This window comes from Micromonospora sp. MA102, from assembly GCF_025460765.1.
GTDB lineage: Bacteria > Actinomycetota > Actinomycetes > Mycobacteriales > Micromonosporaceae > Micromonospora > Micromonospora halotolerans.
The window spans coordinates 597,750-616,106 of record NZ_JAMWEG010000002.1; the positions used below are offsets into that span (position 1 = coordinate 597,750).

An 18,357-nucleotide genomic window follows, 5' to 3' on the forward strand; every position below is an offset into this window, starting at 1 on the left:
CCCGACCCCGCCGGCTTCACGGGTCGGTGAGGACGAGCCACTCGTCGTCGCGCCGGCCGACGGTGGTGTCCGGCGGCCAGACATGGGTCACGGACGCCGACGCGCGGGCCTGGTCGACGAGCGGCCGGCGGGCCAGCGTCGCCCCCTCGAAGCTGGCCGGGCCGTGGAACACCGCCCGGCCGAAGTTGGCGGCCCCCTCGAAGCGGGCCCCCTCGAACCACGCCTCCGCGCCGAACTCGGTCCAGCGGAACAGCGCCATGTCGGCGAACCGCGCCCGGCGGAAGCCCGCGTACGCCGCGAAGGTGGTGTGCTCCATGGACAGTCCGGCCAGGAACACCGCCTCGCGGAAGGTGGCGCTGCCCGCGAACCGGGCCCGGTCGAAGCTGCTGGGCTGCCGCAGCGTGGCCCCGCGGAAGGAGACCGGCCCGAAGCTCGTCCCGCGGCAGGACAGCGCGCCGCCGAGGTCGGCCCGGTCGAAGCTCACCTGGCCCGTGAAGCGGGCGTCGTCCAGCAGGAGTTCCGCGTCTCCGGTGAGGTCCTCGAACACGGCGTCGGCGAACTCCGCGGTCAGCAGGAGCCGGCCGCGGACGACCGCACCGGCGAAGGTGGTGGTGCCGGTGCAGACCGCGCCGGTGAGGTCCAGGTCCACCAGGGTGCAGCCGGCGGCGTCGAAGTCGTGCAGCCGGGCGCCGGTCAGGTCCAGCGCGATGCCGGGCCACCAGTCGTCGCCGTCGGCGCGCAGGTGCCGGGCGAGCATCCGCTGCGCGGTGCGGCGCACCTCGGTCTCGCGCGGGTCGTCGGGCGCCGGCATGCGGAGGTACGCGCAGAGCACGGCCACGATCGTCGGCCGCTGTTCCGGGTTATCCTGACCGAGTCGTTCGAGGGCGTGCAGGCCGCCGAGGCGTACCGCGGGGTTGTCGCTGCCGACCAGCTCGATGGCCCGGACGTACAGCTCGGTGACCCGCCGCTCGGCGGCGTCGTGTTCGACGGCGGTGGCCTGCCGCTCCTGGTGCCGCTGCCCGGCGTCGGCGACCGCCTCGGCGTGCGCCTGCACCCGGTCGCGGTGCGCCTGGTCCCGGGCGGCCACGGCCTCCTGGTGCCGCTGCCCGCGCTCGCTGATCCACTGTCGACGGGCGGCGAGCAGCAGCGCCAGACCGCCGCCGGTGCCGGCGACCACGGTGAGGCCGGTGCGGATGGCGTCGACGCGCAGCGTGGCCCGGGTGTCCGGTTGGGCGGCCCGGTCGGCCTCGCCGAGCAGCCAGTCCAGGACCAGCCAGCCGAGCAGGACGGCCAGCAGCAGCCCGAGCAGCGCCAACCACCACGGCATCACCCGGAGCGGCTTCTCCGGCGGCGGTGGGGTGGACACGGCGCTCAGCATGCCATCCGGGCGGGCGGGCCGGGGGGACCGCCGGACGCCGGATACGCCGGTTTGTGCCCCCTGCGGAACAACGGGTTACCCGTGCGTAACTTTCCATTGACGTGTGTGAAATCGGACACGCATCATCGTTTTCACGATCGATCGGATCCCCCACCCGTCCTCCCGGAAATCCGGGGCCTCCCACCGGAGGTGCAGCCCATGCTGCTCCGAACGATCCTGGCCGCCACCGCCGCCGCCACCGCCCTACTCGTCCCGGCCACCGCCGCCCACGCCGAGCCCACCACCGAAACGGCCACCACCACCGAAGCCGCCGCCGGCAACGCCGGGGCCGCCCAGGCCGACACCGCCGGTCGCGCCGCCGCCGACGCCGACCCGGTCGTCGTGGTCGGCGGCCTGATCGGAGTCTCCATCGCCTACGAACCGATCGCCGCCCGGCTGCGCGCCGACGGCTACCGGGTCTCCATCTACCAGTTGCCGAACCTCGGCTTCGGCGACATCCGCGAGTCCGCCCGGGCCCTGTCGTCCTATGTCGACCAGGTCCGCTCCGCCACCGGGGCGGCCAAGGTGGACCTCGTCACCCACTCCGAGGGCGGCCTGGCCTCCCGTTGGTACGTCACGTTCCTCGGCGGCGCCGCCAAGGTCGACCAGTACGTCAGCCTGGGCAGCCCGCAGCAGGGCACCTACGTCGCCAACATCATCAACTTGCTGGGGCTGGGCAGCTGCGCGGGCATCGTCGCCTGCCAGCAGATGTCCATCGGGTCCAGCTTCCTGGCCGACCTCAACGGCGGCGACGACACCCCGGGCGCGGTCCGCTGGACCACCGTCCGCACCTGGCAGGACGAGCTGGTACGCCCGGTCGACAACGCCTCCCTGGCCGACGGCGCGACAAACGTCCTGGTGCAGGCGTGGTGCCCGCTGCGGATCGTCGGCCACCTGGGCCTGATCCTCGACGGCACCACGTACAGCGTCGTGCGGCAGGTGCTCGCCGGCGCCGCCATCCGCCCCAACTGTTTCGCGCTCTGAGACCGGTTCCGGGCTCGACGGTCGCCGCGCCGGCGGCCGTCGAGCCCCGGTCAGCCGGTGGTCCGGCCGAGGATGAGGTCGGCCGCCCGCCAGGCCAGCGCGGTCACCGGGGCGCTGGTCCAGCCGGACACCATCGCCGGCAGCACGGACGCGTCGACCACCCGCAGCCCGGTCACCCCGCGCACCCGGAGCTGCGGGTCGACGACGTGGTCGTCGCCGGTCCCCATGGCGCAGGTGCCGATGGCGTGGTAGCCGCAGTAGCCGTGCGCCCGGCCGGCCTCGATGATCTCCTCGTCGGTCTGGGTCGCCGGCCCCGGCAGGGTCTCCGCCGCGATCCGCTTGGCGATCGGCCCGGTGGCGAACAGCTCCCGGACGAGTCGTACCGCGTCCACGGCGACCCGCCGGTCGTGCGCGGTGGCGAAGTAGTTCGCCACGATCGCGGGCGGCGTGCGGGGGTCGGGGCCGGTGACGGCGAGACTGCCCTCGCTGTCGGGGCGGGTCACCGTGCCCAGGCACAGCAGGCCCGGCTCCCGCTCCAGCTCCAGCGCCCGTCCGGGGCGCGGTGGCGCCGCCGAGAACGGCGCCATCAACAGGTGCACGTCGGGGCGGTCCAGCTCCGGACGGGACCGGACGTGCGCCGCGACGTCCAGCACCGGCAGGGCGAGCGGGCCACCGCGGGTGACCAGCCAGCGCAGGGCGGCCCGGGCCTGGCCCAGCGGGCTGCCCAGCCGGGCGTTGTAGCCGCCGGGCTCGGCGAGCCGGTACTGGAGGGGTATCGGCCGGTGCTCGCGCAGGCCCGCCCCCACCCGGGGCCGGTCGAGCAGCACCGGGACGCCGGCCGCGCGCAGGGTGTCGGCCGGCCCGATGCCGGAGACCTGCAGCAGCTGCGGGGTGGCCAGGGCGCCCGCGGCGAGGATCACCTCGGCGGCCGCCCGGTGGTCGACCTCCCGGCCCCGGTGCGCGACCCGTACGCCGACCGCCCGGCCGCCCTCCACCAGCAGGCGCAGCGCGACGGTGTCGACGGCGACGGTCAGGTTGGGCCGCTGCCGCACCGGGTGCAGGAAGGCGTCGGCGGCGGTGACCCGTCGGCCGGCGTGGATGGTGGCCGTCACGTAGCCGATCCGCTCGCCGTCGTCGGCGTCGAGGTCGTCGACGCGGCGCCAGCCCAGCTCCACCCCGGTCTCCAGCATGTCCTCGCAGAGCGGGTCGGTGCCGGTGGCGACGGACAGGCGGACCGGGCCGTCGGTGTCGCGCGCCGGGTGGTCCTCCAGCCGCGCGAAGACCGGCCCCATGGTCGACCAGCCCCAGCCGAGGGGCGCCAGCGCGTCCCAGTCGGCCGCCGCGCCCCGGCTCCAGACCATGCCGTTGATCGCGGTCGAGCCGCCGATCAGGCGACCACGCTGCCAGGTCTCGTGCCGCCCCGGTGCGATGGTCGCCGGATAGTGCCAGGCGGTGCGCGGGTCGTCCATGAGCCGGGCGAACGCCTTGGGTACGCGCACGAGGGGGCTGCGGTCCCAGCCGCCCGCCTCGACGAGCAGCACCCGGGTGCCCAGGTCCTCGCTGAGCCGGTTGGCCAGCACGCACCCGGCCGCCCCGGCACCGACGATCACGTAATCGAAACCGTCCACTCCGGACCCCCGCTCGTCCCGGGCGTGAGAATCCTTCTGACGGTAGCGGTTCGATCACGCTTCGGAAAGGGGTCGGTCAGGCGGCCTTGGCGAGCGCCTCGAACTCCTCGTCGCTGAGCCGCACCTCGGCCGCGGCGACGTTCTCCTCCAGGTGCGCCACGGAGGACGTACCCGGAATGGGCAGCACGACCGGCGACCGGCGCAACAGCCAGGCGAGGGCGAGCTGCGCGGGCGTCGCGCCGTGGTCGGTGGAGATCGCGTCCAGCGGCCCGCCCGGCCGGGCCAGGTTGCCGGTGGCGATCGGGAACCAGGGGATGAACGCCAGGTCGTTGCGCTCGCAGTGGTCCAGCACGTCCTCGGCGCTGCGGTCGGCGAGGTTGTAGAGGTTCTGCACCGACACCACCGGGGCGATCCGCCGGGCCGCCTCGATCTGCTCCACGGTGACCTCGGAGAGCCCGATGTGCCGCACCTTCCCCTCCTGCCGCAGCAGCGCCAGCTCGCCGAGCTGGTCCTCCAACGGCACCTTCGCGTCGATCCGGTGCAGCTGGTAGAGCGGGATGCAGTCCAGGCCCAGGTGGCGCAGGCTCAGCTCGCACTGCTGGCGCAGGTACTCGGGGCGGCCCACCGGCCGCCAGTCGCCCGGCCCGGAGCGGGTCAGCCCGGCCTTCGTCGCGATGACCAGGTCCTCGGCGTACGGGTGCAGCGCCTCCCGGATCAGCAGCTCGCTGACGAACGGGCCGTACGAGTCGGCCGTGTCGATGAAGGTGACGCCCAGCTCGTACGCGCGGCGCAGCACCCGCACCGCCTCGGCCGGGTCCTTCGGGTCGCCCCAGACCCCGGGGCCGGTGAGCTGCATGGCCCCGTAGCCCAGCCGGTCGACCTGGAGGTCGCCACCGATCCGGTAGGTGCCCGAGGCCTTCGCGGGCCCGGTGCTGGTCGCCATGGCGGTCCTCCTGTGCGTCGTCGTCGGCGGCGCTCGCCGCCCCGACCGGGAGTCTTTCCCGCGAATCGCCGCCGCCAACGTCCCGGGGCGGGTGTTTCCGCCGGCCGCCGGCGCGGGGCGGGCAGTTTGCGGCGAGCGACCCCGGGAGCGGGGAGCGCCGTGCGACGCTGGGCGCAACGGTGGTCTGGAGGTGCGCATGGCCGCGACACCACGGCTCGACTTCGCGCTCGACACGTACGAGTGCATCGTGCTCTACCCGGGGGCGTCGGGCCGGGCGCTGCCGGACGAGACCGTGCAACGCCTGCAGGCCGAGCACATCCAGCACATGCAGGCGCTGCAACGGCGGGGCATCGTCCTGGTCGACGGCTCGGTGGACGGCCCGGCCCGCGAGCCGGACCCGCCGATCGGCTTCGGCCTGGCCCGCACCGGCTCGGTCGACGACGTGCGCAGCGTCATGGAGGCCGACCCGGCCGTGCAGGCCGGGCTCTACCGCGTCGAGGTGCTCACGTTCCTCTGCCCGGCCGGCTCGCTGGAGTTCCCCCTCGTCAAGGCGCAGAGCTGACTGTCGTCCAAGCGACCGCGCGGTCCGCCCGCCCGGTGCTACGGTCCCGCGCGGTGCCGACCCTGCCCCCGGCCGCGCCGCCCGCGCCCCGGGTCGCGGCGACGGACGCCGACGCCGGGGTGGCGCCGGTCGATCTCCGGGAGCGCTCCGCCGAGGGATGAACGCGAGCGGTACGATTTCCGCCGCGCGGTCGCCGATGCCCGCCACACACGACGTCCCGGTGCGGTGCCACACCGCCCGCCGACGCGGGTATCGCGCGTCGTTGGACAACTGTTCCGCAGTCCGAAAGGGGCCGGCCGGCAGGCCGACCCGGAGGAGAGACTAGCCTGATGGGCGTGACACGCCGCGCGAAAATCGTCTGCACACTCGGCCCCGCCACCTCGTCCCCCGAGCGCATCCGGGGCCTGGTCGAGGCGGGCATGAACGTGGCGAGGCTGAACTTCAGCCACGGCAGTCACGAGGACCACGAATCCGTCTACCGGCTGGTCCGCGAGGCGGCCGAGGCGGCCGGGCAGCCGGTCGCCGTGCTCGCCGACCTCCAGGGTCCCAAGATCCGCCTGGGTAAGTTCGCCGACGGCCCGCACGAGTGGCGCACCGGCGACTCGGTGGTGATCACCGGCGACGAGATCCTCGGCACCAAGGAGCGGGTCTCCTGCACCTACCGCAAGCTGCCGCAGGAGGTGAAGCCGGGCGACCGGCTGCTGATCGACGACGGCCGGGTCGCCGTCGAGGTCAGCGACGTCACCGGCAACGACATCCGCGTCCTGGTCACCGAGGGTGGCCCGGTCTCCAACAACAAGGGCGTCTCCCTGCCGAACGTGGCGGTCAGCGTCCCGGCCCTGTCGGAGAAGGACGCCGCCGACCTGCGCTTCGCGCTGGGGCTGGGCGTCGACCTGATCGCGCTCTCCTTCGTCCGCTCGCCGGAGGACATCAAGCTCGTCCACTCGATCATGGCCGAGGAGGGCGTCCAGCGCCCGGTGCTGGCCAAGGTCGAGAAGCCCGAGGCGGTCGACCACCTGGAGGCGATCGTGCTCGCCTTCGACGGCGTCATGGTGGCCCGCGGCGACCTCGGCGTCGAGCTGCCGCTGGACCAGGTGCCGCTGGTGCAGAAGCGCGCCGTGCAGCTCTGCCGGGAGAACGCGAAGCCGGTCATCGTGGCCACCCAGATGCTCGACTCCATGATCGAGAATTCGCGGCCCACCCGTGCCGAGGCCTCGGACGTGGCCAACGCGGTGCTCGACGGCGCGGACGCGGTCATGCTCTCCGGCGAGACCAGCGTCGGCAAGTATCCGGTGCTCACGGTCAGCACCATGGCGAAGATCGTCACCACCACCGAGGCCGGCTCGATCGGCGTGCCGCGGCTGCAGCACGACCCGCGTACGCACGGCGGCGCGCTCACCGTGGCCGCCTCCTCGATCGCCCGGGCCATCGGCGCCAAGGCCATGGTCGCCTTCTCGCAGACCGGCGACACCGTCAAGCGGCTCGCCCGGCTGCACTGCGACCTGCCGCTGCTGGCCTTCACCCCGGTGCCCGAGGTGCGCAACCAGCTCGCGCTCTCCTGGGGCGTGGAGACGTTCCTCATGCCGTTCGTCGAGCACACCGACGACATGTTCCGCCAGGTTGACCAGGCGCTGCTCGGGCTCAACCGGGCCAACCCCGGCGACTACGTGGTGATCGTGGCGGGCAGCCCGCCCGGCACCCCCGGCTCCACCAACACGCTGCGCGTGCACCAGCTCGGGTCGCTGGTCGACGCGGCCTCGGCCCGGGCTCTTCAGTGAGCGCGAGGAGAGAGCCGGTTCTGCGAGCCCCGCGGTCGCGAACGGAGACGGCGCCGTGAGCGAGAGTCCGGTGGCGACCGGGCAGGCCGCGGTGGACCAGCTCCTGGAGGTGCTGGACCTCGACCAGACCGGCCGGATGACCTTCCGCGGGATCAGCCCGCCGGTGGGCCCGCAGCGGGTCTACGGCGGCCAGGTCGCCGGCCAGGCCCTGGTCGCCGCGGGCCGCACCGTCGACCCGGAGCGCTTCGTGCACTCGCTGCACGGCTACTTCGTCCGCCCCGGCGATCCCGTCGAGCCGATCGAATACCAGGTGGAGAACGTCCGGGACGGCCGCTCGTTCTCGGTGCGCCGCTCCGTGGCGCTCCAGCACGACAAGCCGATCTTCTTCATGTCGGCCTCGTTCCAGCGGCAGGAGGAGGGGCTGGACCACCACGCGCCGGTCCCGCCCGACGTGCCGGCCCCGGACGACGTCCCGACGATGACCGACCGGCTCTCCCGCTACCCGGAGCGGCTCGGCATCTGGGGCCAGATCCCCCGCCCCATCGACGTCCGCTACGTCGGTGAGCCCGGCTGGGTACGCCCCGGCGACCGTCCCGCCGAACCCCACCAGCGGGTCTGGATGCGCCTCGACGGCAAGCTGCCCGACGACCCGCTGCTGCACGCCTGCGCGCTCACCTACGCCTCCGACCTGACCCTGCTCGACTCGGTGCTGTCGGTGCACGGCGAGGTGTGGGGGCCCGGGGGAGTGGTGGGCGCGAGCCTCGACCACGCGCTCTGGTTCCACCGGTCGTTCCGCGCCGACGAGTGGTTCCTCTACGACTGCTGGAGCCCGTCCGCGTCCGGCGCCCGGGGCCTGGCCACCGGCCGGATGTTCACCACCGACGGCCGGCACATCGCCAGCGCCGTGCAGGAGGGGTTGCTGCGCCGGGTCGGCGCCTGACCGGTAGGCGTGACCGTTCGGCCGAGGGTCGGGAGACCGGGCGGCTGACCAGGGGACTAACCTTGCCGGCATGCGCCTCTCCGCTCGGGTCGACTACGCCCTCCGCGCGGCCGCCGAGCTGGCCTCGGTCGCCGACGGTGCGGCCGCCGGGCGGAGCCGGCCGGTGACCGCCGAGCAGATCGCCCGCGCCCAGGACATCCCGCCGAAGTTCCTGGAGAGCATCCTGCTCCAGCTGCGCCGCAGCGGCATCGTGCACGCCCAGCGCGGCCCCGAGGGCGGCTACTGGCTGGCCCGGCCCGCGGCGGAGATCTCCCTCGCCGAGGTGATCCGGGTCATCGACGGCCCGCTGGCGCACGTCCGCGGCCAGCGCCCGGAGCAGCTCGGCTACCAGGGTCCGGCGCGCGCCCTGCAGGACGTGTGGATCGCCCTGCGGGCCAGCGAGCGGGAGATCCTCGAACTGGTCACCATCGCCGACGTGGCCAGCGGCAGCCTGCCCGGCCGGATCAACGACCTCGCGGCCGACCCCAGCGCCTGGAGCTGACGCTCCCCCCGGCGGCCCCGGCGCCGCCGTCCCGCGCGCCCGCCGCGCCGTCCGGCGCGTTCCCACCAACCGGATGGGGGACTTGACCGGAGCGCCCTCGTACCGCATTGTCGACCAAGTCGATAGGAGATACCGAAAAGTCAGGGGGCGCTCGTGCGCAAGCTGCTGGTCCTCGCCCTCGTCGGGCTCGCCGCGCAACTGGTCGACGGCGCGCTCGGCATGGCGTACGGGCTGACCTCCTCGACCCTGCTGCTCTTCGCCGGGGTGGCCCCGGCCGCGGCCTCCGCCTCGGTGCACCTGGCCGAGATCGGCACCACCCTCGCCGCCGGTGTCTCGCACTGGCGGTTCGGCAACGTCGACTGGCGGGTGGTCGGCCGGATCGCGCTGCCCGGCGCGGTCGGCGCGTTCGCCGGCGCCACCTTCCTCAGCTCCATCTCCACCGAGTCCGCCGCGCCCTGGATGGCGGCCATCCTGTTCAGCCTCGGCGCCTACCTGCTGGTTCGCTTCTCCCGGCCGCTGCGCGCCAACCGGGCCGCCGGCCGGCTGCGCAGCCGCTTCCTCGCCCCCCTGGGCCTGGTCGCCGGCTTCGTCGACGCCACCGGCGGGGGCGGCTGGGGCCCGGTCGCCACGCCGGCGCTGCTGGTCTCCGGCCGGATGGAGCCGCGCAAGGTGATCGGCTCGGTGGACACCTCCGAGTTCCTGGTGGCCGGCGCGGCAAGCGTCGGTTTCCTCATCGGCCTCGGCTCCGAGGGCTTCCTGCTGCCCACCGTGGCCGCGCTGCTGATCGGCGGCCTGATCGCCGCGCCGATCGCCGCCTGGCTGGTCCGCATCGTCCCGGCGCAGCTGCTCGGCGCCGTGATCGGCGGGGTGATCGTGCTGACCAACACCCGCACGCTGCTGCGCGCCGGCGAGCTGGGCGGCCCGGTGCCCGCTCTGGCCTACACGGTGCTCGGCGCCGGCTGGCTGGTCGCCCTGGTGCTGGCCACGCGGGCGCTGCGCCGCACCCGCCGGGCCCGGGCCACCGCCGAGGCGGCCCTCGCCGCGCAGACCGCCGACCCGGTCACCGACCGTCCCGCCCCGGCCGTCACCCCGGTGGCCGAGGCCGCCGCCGGCGCGCCGGAGGAGCCCCGCCGGTTCGCCGCCGCCGTCGAGGGCTGACCCACCTGCGGGTACGCACCCGCCGCCGCCTGCCCGCCCGGCGCCCGTCCGTCCGCACGGCGCCTGGCCGCCCGACGCCGTCCATTCGCTCGCCGGCCGCCGCCACATGCCGGTGCGCCGCCCGGTACCCGTACCCGAGCGCGCGGTTGTGTCGCGGGAAAGCGTTGTCCTACCCTGACGGGGCGCGGAGCCTCAGCACCGGCGTCGATCGATGACGCCCCCCGTCACGTCAAGCGCGGGCGTACGCACTCCGCCGGTCCGGGCAGGCCGGCGCGTCCGTCGCGTGCCTGACCTCCGCGAAAGGCATCCCCACGTGCACCCCTTCATCCCGCGCCGCCGGACCGCGCTGCTCGCCGCGGCCTCGGCCGCCATCCTCGTGGCCGGCGCCCTCGGCACGGTGAGCGCCGCCGCGGCGGCCACCGGCTGCCGCGTCGACTACCGGATCACCAACCAGTGGGGCGGCGGCTTCGGCGCCGACGTCACCGTCACCAACCTCGGCGACCCGGTGACCGGCTGGGCCCTCACCTGGAGCTTCGCCGCCGGCCAGCAGGTCGGCCAGGCCTGGAACGCCACGGTCAGCCAGTCCGGCGCCCAGATCACCGCCCGCGACGCCGGTTACAACGCCGCCCTCGGCACCGGCGGCACCGCGAACTTCGGCTTCAACGGCACCTGGAACGACGCCAGCAACCCCGCACCGGCCACCTTCGCGCTCAACGGCGTCACGTGCACCGGCGGGACCACGCCCACCAGCGCGCCGCCCACCTCGGCGAGCCCGACCTCGACCCCGACCCCGACGCCCACCACCCCGCCGGCCGGCGCGAAGCAGCTGGAGAAGCTCGACCGGGGGCTGGTCAGCGTCCGCTCGGGCAGCGGAAACCTGGTCTCCTGGCGGCTGCTCGGCACCGAGACCGCCGGGGTGTCGTTCAACCTCTACCGTGGCGCCACCCGGGTCAACGGCACCCCGATCACCGGCGCCACCAGTTGGCTCGACAGCGGCGCGGCCGCCGGGTCGGCGTACACCGTGCGGGCCGTGGTGAACGGCGCCGAGCAGGCGGCCTCGGCGCCGGCGCTGCAGTTCCCGAACGGCTACCTGGACGTGCCGATCCAGGCCCCGCCCGGCGGCACCACACCGAGCGGGGAGGCCAACACCTACTCGGCGAACGACGCCAGCGTCGGCGACCTCGACGGCGACGGCCGCTACGAGTTCGTCCTCAAGTGGGACCCGTCCAACAGCAAGGACAACTCCCAGTCCGGCTACACCGGCAACGTCTACCTCGACGCGTACACCCTCGCCGGCGCCCGGCTGTGGCGCGTCGACCTGGGCCGCAACATCCGCGCCGGAGCCCACTACACCCAGTTCCAGGTGTACGACTACGACGGCGACGGGGACGCCGAGGTGGCCGCGAAGACCGCCGACGGCACCCGCTCCGGCACCGGCCAGGTGATCGGCTCGTCGTCGGCCGACCACCGCAACTCCAGCGGCTACGTGCTCGCCGGGCCCGAGTACCTGACCATGTTCGACGGTCGCACCGGCGCGGCCCTGTCCACCGTCGACTACGACCCGCCGCGCGGCACCGTCTCCTCCTGGGGCGACTCCTACGGCAACCGGGTGGACCGGTTCCTCGCCGCCACGGCCTACCTCGACGGGCAGCGCCCCTCGCTGATCATGGCCCGCGGCTACTACACCCGCGCGGTCATCGCCGCCTGGGACTTCCGCGACGGCACCCTCCGCAAGCGGTGGACCTTCGACTCCAACGGCAGCGGCAACGGCGCCGCCGCGGGCCAGGGCAACCACAACCTGTCGGTGGCCGACGTGGACGGCGACGGCCGCCAGGAGATCGTGTACGGCGCCGCCGCCATCGACGACACCGGCCGGCTGCTGTGGTCCACCGGCAACGGCCACGGGGACGCGATGCACGTCGGTGACCTCGACCCGGGCCGCGCCGGGCTGGAGGTCTTCAAGGTCGACGAGGACGGCAGCAAGCCCAGCTCCTGGATGGCCGACGCGCGCACCGGCCAGGTGCTCTGGCAGACCGCACCGAACGGCGACAACGGCCGCGGCGTCTCCGACGACGTCTGGGCTGGCAGCCCCGGCGCCGAGTCCTGGTCCTCCGCCGTGGACGGCCTGCTCAACACCCGGGGCCAGAACGTCGGCCGCAAGCCGTCCTCGGCGAACTTCCTCGCCTGGTGGGACGGCGACCCGGTGCGCGAACTGCTCGACGGCACCCGGATCGACAAGTACGGCACCGGCGGCGACACCCGCCTGCTCACCGGCAGCGGCGTCGCGGCGAACAACGGCACCAAGGCCACCCCGGCGCTGTCCGGGGACATCCTCGGCGACTGGCGGGAGGAGGTGGTCTGGCGGACCGCCGACAGCGCGGCGCTGCGCATCTACAGCACGCCCACGACGACCGGCCTGCGCCTGCCGACGCTCATGCACGACCCGCAGTACCGGGTCGCCGTCGCCTGGCAGAACACCGCCTACAACCAGCCGCCGCACCCCGGCTTCCACCTCGGCGACGGCATGGCCACCCCGCCCGCGCCGAACATCTATCTGCGCTGAACGCGCAGGCACCGGGCCGCCGGCCGCGGAATCCGCTGAGCCGGCGACCCGGTGCACCACACCGCAGCACCCCCGACCCGTCCCGACCGGGAATGCCGTACCACCACCGGCACCAAAGTTATGCGGTCCGCGCGACGGTGGGGTGACGTGGCTATGAAGAGCGTGTTTCAGCCCTTCCGGCGCAGGCCACCGGCCACCTTCTCGGCGATCAGCTCGAACGAGCGCACCCGGTCGGCCACGTCGTAGACCATCGTGGTCAGCATCAGCTCGTCGGCGCCGGTGCGCTCCAGCAGCGCGCCGAGCTGCCCGGCCACCGTCTCCGGCGAACCGGTCGCCTGGCCCTCGCGGCGCTGCACCACGAACTCCCGCTCGAACTCCGAGTACGGGTAGGCCGCCGCCTCCTCCGGGCTGACCAGGGGCTCCGGCCGCCCCGACCGCAGCTTCAGGAAGGACAACCCGGCCGGACCGGCCAGCCACTCGGCCCGCTCGTCGGTCTCGGCGCAGACCGCGTTGACGGCCACCATCGCGTACGGCCGCTCCAGCCACTGCGACGGTCGGAAACTCTGCCGGTAGAGCTGGAGCGCGGGGATGGTGTTCTGCGCGCTGAAGTGGTGCGCGAAGGAGAACGGCAGCCCGAGCAGCCCGGCCAGCTGGGCGCTGAAGCCGCTCGACCCGAGCAGCCACACCTCCGGCGACTGCCCCTTGCCCGGGGTCGCGGTGATCGGGCCCGGCTCCGCCCCGCTGAAGTAGTTCATGAGGTCGGCCAGCTCGCGGGGGAATTGCTCCGCCGACAGCCCCTCCATGCTCCGGCGCAGCGCCAGCGCGGTCACCTGGTCGGTGCCCGGCGCGCGGCCGATGCCCAGGTCGATCCGGCCCGGGTGCAACGCCTCCAGGGTGCCGAACTGCTCCGCCACCACCAGCGGCGCGTGGTTGGGCAGCATCACCCCGCCGGAGCCCAGCCGGATCGTCGAGGTGTGCGCCGCCAGGTGCGCCAGCAGCACCGCCGGCGCCGAGCTGGCGATGGCCGGCATGTTGTGGTGCTCGGCCACCCAGAACCGGCGGTAGCCCAGCTCCTCGGTGCGGCGGGCCAGCTCGGTGGTGTGCCGCAGGGCCTCACCGGCGCTGCCGCTGGCGGCGACCGGAGCAAGATCAAGAACAGACAGGGGTACGTCGATCACGACTGTGATCAACCCGCCGGACGCCGGATTTGTTCCCCGGGTGCGTCAGCCCATGCCGCGCGCCCGCTCGAAGATCAGACTCGTCTGGGTGTGCTGCACCGCCGGATCCACCGCCAGGTGGTCCAGCACGAAGTCCCGCAGCGCGTCACCGGACGCCGCCCGCACGTGCAGCACGTAGTCCTCCGCGCCCGCCACGTGGAACACCGACACCACCCCCGGCAGCCGCACCGACCGGGCCCGGAACGCGTCCACCGCCGCCCGCTCGTGCGCCGCCAGGCGCACCGACACCAGCGCCTGCAACGGCAGCCCCACCGCCGCCGGATCCACCTCGGCGTGGAACCCCCGGATCGCCCCGCACTCGCGCAACGCCCGCGTCCGCGTCAGGCAGGTCGACGGGGCCACCCCCACCCGCTCGGCGAGGGCGTTGTTGGGCAACCGGCCGTCCGCCGCCAGCTCGGCCAGGATGGCGCGGTCGGTGTCGTCCAGCGCCGCGAACGGCCGTACATCATTCGGTGCGACAGGCATGTGAACATCCTTCCCCGAACTTCCCTCCCGAGGAAGGGCCCTGGGCAGAATCTTCTTCGCTGCTCTTGCCTGACGGCGGCCTCATGTTCGACGCTTCCGCCATGACGACCGTGGACACCGCAGCCGTGCACGCCGGGCGCGAGGACCTCGCCGGCCTCGGCGTCCACGTGCCGCCCATCGACTTCTCCACCACCAACCCGCTGCCCTCCGTGGCCGGCGGCGGCGACGCCTACGAGACCCTCGCCACGGGCGGCACCCTCCCCGCCGGCGGCAGCGCCGTCTACCAGCGCCTCTGGAACCCCACCGTGGCCCGCTTCGAGACCGCCCTCGCCCAGCTCGAGGGCACCGCCGAAGCCGTCGCCTTCGCCAGCGGCATGGCCGCCCTCACCGCCACCCTGCTCGCGGCCACCCGCGACGGGAAGCGGCACGTCGTCGCCGTCCGCCCCCTCTACGGCGGCACCGACCACGTGCTCGCCACCGGCCTGCTCGGCACCGAGGTCACCTGGGCCCGGCCCCACGAGGTCGCCGCGGCGATCCGCCCCGACACCGCCCTGGTCGTCGTCGAGACCCCGGCCAACCCCACCCTCGACCTGGTCGACATCGCCGCCCTCGCCACCGCCGCCGGGGACGTCCCCCTGCTCGTCGACAACACCGTCGCCACCCCGGTGCTCCAGCAGCCCGCCCGGCACGGCGCCGCCCTCGTGCTGCACAGCGCCACCAAGAGCATCGGCGGCCACGGCGACGTCCTCGCCGGCGTCGTCGCCTGCGCCCCCGACTGGGCCGCCCGGCTGCGCCAGGTCCGCGCCGTCACCGGCGCCGTCCTGCACCCGCTCGGCGCCTACCTCCTGCACCGCGGCCTGCAGACCCTGCCGCTGCGGGTCCGCGCCCAGCAGGCCGGCGCCGAGAAGCTCGCCGCCTGGCTCTCCGACCACCCCGCCGTCGCCCGGGTGCACCACCCCAGCGTCGCGGACCCGGCTGGGCTCGTCGGCCGGCAGATGGCCGGCCCCGGCAGCCTGCTCGCCTTCGAGGTACGCGGCGGCGCCCCCGCCGCGGCCGCCGTCGCCGGGGCCTGCCGGCTCATCACCCACGCCGTGTCGCTCGGTGGCGTGGACACCCTCATCCAGCACCCGGCCTCGCTCACCCACCGGCCGGTCGAGGGCGACGCCAAGCCGTGCGGCGGGCTGCTGCGCCTCTCCGTCGGGCTCGAGGACCCGGAGGACCTGCGCGCCGACCTGGCGCAGGCGCTGTCCGTCATCTGACGAGGTCAGGACCTCGGGCCGACGTGGCGGTCCAGCGCCGCCACCGCGTCCCGCCGCGCCACCGACAGCGACCACGGTGAATTCAACCGCCAGGCGATGCCCAGCAGGTCGAGGGCCCACTGGCAGAGCCCCATGATGTCGGCGGACCGGTTGGAGAACAGGTAGCGGGGATAGACGTACTGCTTGCCGCGGACGGTGACCCGGTTGGCGAACCGGCAGCCGTCGGAGTGGAAGAGGCCGCGCAGGAAGTCGCCCGGGTGCCGTTCGACGATGGTCCGCTGCCAGTCGGCCAGGACGATGGGGCGCTCGTGCTTCTTGCCGGGCCCGCGCTGGGGAAGCAGGCAGGGCCAGTGCTTGCCGTAGCTCTGCACACCGACGCAGCCCTGCTTGCGGGTCCGCTGTACCGAGCCCGCGAGGACCCGCTTCATCGCCTCCTCGCAGGCGACGATCAGGTCGGGCCAGGCGTTCGAGCAGTTGATGCGAAGCACGGGAACCCGCGCAGTGGTCACGAGGTGTCCGTCACCGAGATAGAGGCCCAGCAGGTAGGCATACTGCGCCGGATCTGTCGGATTCTCGACGCCCGGACGGCACCGGAAACAGCGCAGTTCGGTGCCCTGCCGCTTCGGCTCCGGTCGATCCTTGCACCAGTGGCGAACCGTCGGGTAGGAGAGACCGACAGCCCGGGCGACATCGGCGACGCTCGCTCCGGCCAGGTACAGACGTCGCGCCCGCGCGCGCACTTCGGGTGGATGCACGGCAACATCTTCGAACGCCCGTACGACACTTTCGGTGCCCCCGGTGGGACTCGAACCCACACTGTCGGAGGTTTGAGCTCCGTCTCTCTTCCGGTTGGAGTACAGGGGCGTTCCGTGATCCGGCTTCGACAGACTACCCATTAGGCTATGGGCGACGACACCCGGCACGGCGGTGTCGGGCTTGAACTGGTGGGAGTGGCTCGTGGCCGAGATGCAGGCGGATGCCGAGCGCAAGCGCGTTCTGATCGCCGAGGACGAGGCGCTCATCCGGCTGGACCTGGCCGAGATGCTTGTGGAAGAGGGCTACGAGGTGGTCGGCGAGGCCGGCGACGGCGAGACCGCCGTCAAGCTGGCCGAGGAGTTGAAGCCGGACCTCGTCATCCTCGACATCAAGATGCCGATCATGGATGGGCTGGCCGCCGCCGAGCGGATCGCCGGCGCCCGGATCGCCCCGGTGATCATCCTGACCGCGTTCAGCCAGCGCGACCTGGTCGAGCGGGCGCGCGCCGCGGGCGCGATGGCCTACCTGGTGAAACCGTTCCAGAAGAGCGACCTGGTGCCGGCCGTGGAGATCGCGCTGTCGCGGTACTCGGAGATCGCGGCGCTGGAGGCGGAGGTCGCCGGCCTCACCGACCGGCTGGAGATCCGCAAGACCGTCGAGCGGGCCAAGGGCGCGCTCATGACGACGTACGGGATGACCGAGCCGCAGGCGTTCAAGTGGATCCAGCGCACCGCGATGGACCACCGGATGACCATGAAGGAGGTCGCCGAGCGGATCCTCGCGGAGACCGCCGGCGGCGAGGTGGCGCAGCCCGCCTCCTGAGCGGCCGGCCCGCGCCGCGCCGGGCCTGCGGCGTCGGTGCCGGTCGATACGATCGGCGCATGGCTGCGTGGCGTCCGCTGGCATCGTTCGGCGTGCTCCTCCTGCTGTTGCTCGCCGGTTGCCGGCCCGGGGCGCCCGCTCCGGCGCCCGTCGGTCTGGACTGGCGGCCGGTGGTGCTGCCGCAGCCGGCGGGCGGGCCCGGCCGGCTGCTGCTGCGCGACGCGGCCGGCTGCGCGGGTCGCTGGTTCGTGGTCGGGGCGGTGGCCGACCCGGCCGGGAACACCCGGCCGGCGGCGTGGACGAGCGACGACGGCCTGTCCTGGCGGGCCCTTCCGGTGGCGCCGGCGTCGTTCTACGGCCGGCAGGATGTCCTCTACGCGGCGGCCTGCCGGGACGGTCGGCTGGCGGCGCTGGGTGCCCGCAGCGGCGGCGCGCACGGCAATCCACGGGTCAGCGCCTGGACGCAGGCCGGCGGCGTGGCCCTGGTGGAGGCGGGTTCCGCGGGGGACCTCTCCGGCGGTGTGCCGGACGGCGACGTGGCCCGGGTGGCGGGCGGCCCGGGCGGCTGGCTGGTGGTGGGCGGCGCCGAGCGGGCCCCGGGGACCTGGGGCAGCGCGGACGGGCGGGTGTTCCACCGGTGGCCGGTGACCACCGGGGAAGCCGACGTGACCGGCGCGGCGGTCTACGACGTGGTGGCCGGCGCCGGTGCGTGGTGGGCGGTCGGCTCGGTGATCCGCCGGGGCGGGGGAGTGGACCCGGTCGCCTCGGTGTGGAGCTCGGCTGACGGTCGGGCCTGGCGGCGGGTGACGCCACCGGCGCCGGACGGTGGGGCGGAGGTGCAGCGGGTGGCGTGGACCGGGGGTGGGCCGGTGGCCGTGGGTCGCTCGGGCGACGGCTTCCGGGCCTGGTGGTCGGCGGGCGGCCGGTGGTCGTTCGGGGACCGGTTCGGGTCGGCCGGTGCGGGCCGGCTGTCGGCGGTGCGGGGGTTCGGCGTGGCCGGCGCCGAGCTGTGGGCCGTGGTCACTGGCGGTGACGGCTGCCGGCTGTGGCGGTCGCCGGACCGGGGCCGGTCGTGGCGGGAGGCGGAGCTGCCGGCGGCCCGCCCGCCGGACGCGCGGGCGGCGGTGACGGCCCAGGACGGGCGGCTGCTGCTGGTCATGGACGACGGTCGTTCCGCCGGGTCCTGGGTGGCATCGTCGCCGGTCACGGTGCCGTGACGACTGCCCCGCCTGCCCGGTTCTTACAGCGATCCCGGCTGATCAGGCACGCCGTGTAACGGTTAGGTGAACCCCACGGCGCAGGT

Annotated in this window: 16 protein-coding genes, 1 tRNA gene and 1 pseudogene; 10 read left to right on the forward strand and 8 right to left on the reverse strand. The window is 74.3% G+C overall.

Annotation, left to right across the window (positions count from 1 at the left end; genetic code table 11):
* Positions 1 to 16: 16 nt before the first annotated feature.
* The gene (locus NFX44_RS06180; RefSeq protein WP_262282510.1) at positions 17 to 1,366 is read right to left on the reverse strand and encodes a pentapeptide repeat-containing protein; all 1,350 of its coding nucleotides are present in this window, start codon (positions 1,364 to 1,366) and stop codon (positions 17 to 19) included.
* A gap of 210 nt (positions 1,367 to 1,576) precedes the next feature.
* On the opposite strand from NFX44_RS06180, the gene NFX44_RS06185 reads away from it, so the two are divergent.
* A complete protein-coding gene (locus NFX44_RS06185) occupies positions 1,577 to 2,401 on the forward strand; it encodes an alpha/beta fold hydrolase (protein WP_262282511.1) in 825 nt (274 codons plus the stop codon).
* A 50-nt stretch (positions 2,402 to 2,451) separates the two neighbouring features.
* Here the strand turns inward: NFX44_RS06185 and NFX44_RS06190 are convergent, their stop codons facing one another.
* Positions 2,452 to 4,029 (reverse strand): GMC family oxidoreductase, encoded by a 1,578-nt coding sequence (locus tag NFX44_RS06190; protein WP_262282512.1) that lies wholly within the window; start codon positions 4,027 to 4,029, stop codon positions 2,452 to 2,454.
* 76 nt (positions 4,030 to 4,105) lie between these two features.
* The gene (locus NFX44_RS06195) at positions 4,106 to 4,972 is read right to left on the reverse strand and encodes an aldo/keto reductase (RefSeq protein ID WP_262282513.1); all 867 of its coding nucleotides are present in this window, start codon (positions 4,970 to 4,972) and stop codon (positions 4,106 to 4,108) included.
* A 196-nt stretch (positions 4,973 to 5,168) separates the two neighbouring features.
* Between NFX44_RS06195 and NFX44_RS06200 the strand changes: the two genes are divergently transcribed.
* The 6 genes from NFX44_RS06200 (at position 5,169) to NFX44_RS06225 (ending at position 12,514) form a co-directional block, all read left to right on the forward strand.
* Positions 5,169 to 5,534, forward strand: a complete 366-nt coding sequence (locus NFX44_RS06200) for a YciI family protein (protein WP_262282514.1) — start codon at positions 5,169 to 5,171, stop codon at positions 5,532 to 5,534.
* 329 nt (positions 5,535 to 5,863) lie between these two features.
* Positions 5,864 to 7,312: a pyruvate kinase gene (pyk, locus tag NFX44_RS06205; protein WP_262282515.1), complete on the forward strand. Its 1,449-nt coding sequence runs from the start codon at positions 5,864 to 5,866 to the stop codon at positions 7,310 to 7,312.
* A gap of 55 nt (positions 7,313 to 7,367) precedes the next feature.
* Positions 7,368 to 8,252 carry an acyl-CoA thioesterase II gene (locus NFX44_RS06210; protein ID WP_262282516.1) on the forward strand — a complete coding sequence of 295 codons (885 nt, stop codon included), beginning with the start codon at positions 7,368 to 7,370 and terminating at the stop codon, positions 8,250 to 8,252.
* A 70-nt stretch (positions 8,253 to 8,322) separates the two neighbouring features.
* Positions 8,323 to 8,793, forward strand: coding sequence for an Rrf2 family transcriptional regulator (locus tag NFX44_RS06215; RefSeq protein WP_262282517.1), 471 nt, complete (start codon positions 8,323 to 8,325; stop codon positions 8,791 to 8,793).
* Positions 8,794 to 8,946: 153 nt separating this feature from the next.
* Positions 8,947 to 9,951, forward strand: a complete 1,005-nt coding sequence (locus NFX44_RS06220) for a sulfite exporter TauE/SafE family protein (RefSeq protein ID WP_262282518.1) — start codon at positions 8,947 to 8,949, stop codon at positions 9,949 to 9,951.
* Positions 9,952 to 10,264: 313 nt separating this feature from the next.
* Positions 10,265 to 12,514, forward strand: a complete 2,250-nt coding sequence (locus NFX44_RS06225) for a cellulose binding domain-containing protein (RefSeq protein ID WP_315974572.1) — start codon at positions 10,265 to 10,267, stop codon at positions 12,512 to 12,514.
* Between the two features lie 167 nt (positions 12,515 to 12,681).
* Here NFX44_RS06225 and NFX44_RS06230 read toward each other — a convergent pair whose 3' ends face one another.
* Both NFX44_RS06230 and NFX44_RS06235 read right to left on the reverse strand, forming a co-directional pair.
* Positions 12,682 to 13,692 carry an LLM class flavin-dependent oxidoreductase gene (locus NFX44_RS06230; RefSeq protein WP_262282519.1) on the reverse strand — a complete coding sequence of 337 codons (1,011 nt, stop codon included), beginning with the start codon at positions 13,690 to 13,692 and terminating at the stop codon, positions 12,682 to 12,684.
* 45 nt (positions 13,693 to 13,737) lie between these two features.
* Complete coding sequence (locus tag NFX44_RS06235; RefSeq protein ID WP_262282520.1) at positions 13,738 to 14,217, reverse strand: Lrp/AsnC family transcriptional regulator; 480 nt, start codon at positions 14,215 to 14,217, stop codon at positions 13,738 to 13,740.
* An 83-nt stretch (positions 14,218 to 14,300) separates the two neighbouring features.
* Between NFX44_RS06235 and NFX44_RS06240 the strand changes: the two genes are divergently transcribed.
* Positions 14,301 to 15,476 carry a PLP-dependent aspartate aminotransferase family protein gene (locus NFX44_RS06240; RefSeq protein WP_262282521.1) on the forward strand — a complete coding sequence of 392 codons (1,176 nt, stop codon included), beginning with the start codon at positions 14,301 to 14,303 and terminating at the stop codon, positions 15,474 to 15,476.
* Between the two features lie 5 nt (positions 15,477 to 15,481).
* Here NFX44_RS06240 and NFX44_RS06245 read toward each other — a convergent pair whose 3' ends face one another.
* From NFX44_RS06245 to NFX44_RS06255, 3 genes and pseudogenes are all read right to left on the reverse strand, one after another.
* Positions 15,482 to 15,985 (reverse strand): hypothetical protein, encoded by a 504-nt coding sequence (locus NFX44_RS06245; RefSeq protein ID WP_262282599.1) that lies wholly within the window; start codon positions 15,983 to 15,985, stop codon positions 15,482 to 15,484.
* Between the two features lie 141 nt (positions 15,986 to 16,126).
* A pseudogene (locus tag NFX44_RS33225) lies at positions 16,127 to 16,291 on the reverse strand (helix-turn-helix domain-containing protein); the annotation flags it as partial.
* Positions 16,267 to 16,340: transfer RNA gene (locus NFX44_RS06255), tRNA-Leu, on the reverse strand. The pseudogene NFX44_RS33225 and the gene NFX44_RS06255, both read right to left, overlap by 25 nt.
* 93 nt (positions 16,341 to 16,433) lie before the next feature.
* Between NFX44_RS06255 and NFX44_RS06260 the strand changes: the two genes are divergently transcribed.
* Both NFX44_RS06260 and NFX44_RS06265 read left to right on the forward strand, forming a co-directional pair.
* Positions 16,434 to 17,054: an ANTAR domain-containing response regulator gene (locus tag NFX44_RS06260; protein ID WP_151465483.1), complete on the forward strand. Its 621-nt coding sequence runs from the start codon at positions 16,434 to 16,436 to the stop codon at positions 17,052 to 17,054.
* A 59-nt stretch (positions 17,055 to 17,113) separates the two neighbouring features.
* Complete coding sequence (locus NFX44_RS06265) at positions 17,114 to 18,271, forward strand: hypothetical protein (RefSeq protein ID WP_262282522.1); 1,158 nt, start codon at positions 17,114 to 17,116, stop codon at positions 18,269 to 18,271.
* The last annotated feature ends 86 nt before the right edge of the window (positions 18,272 to 18,357 follow it).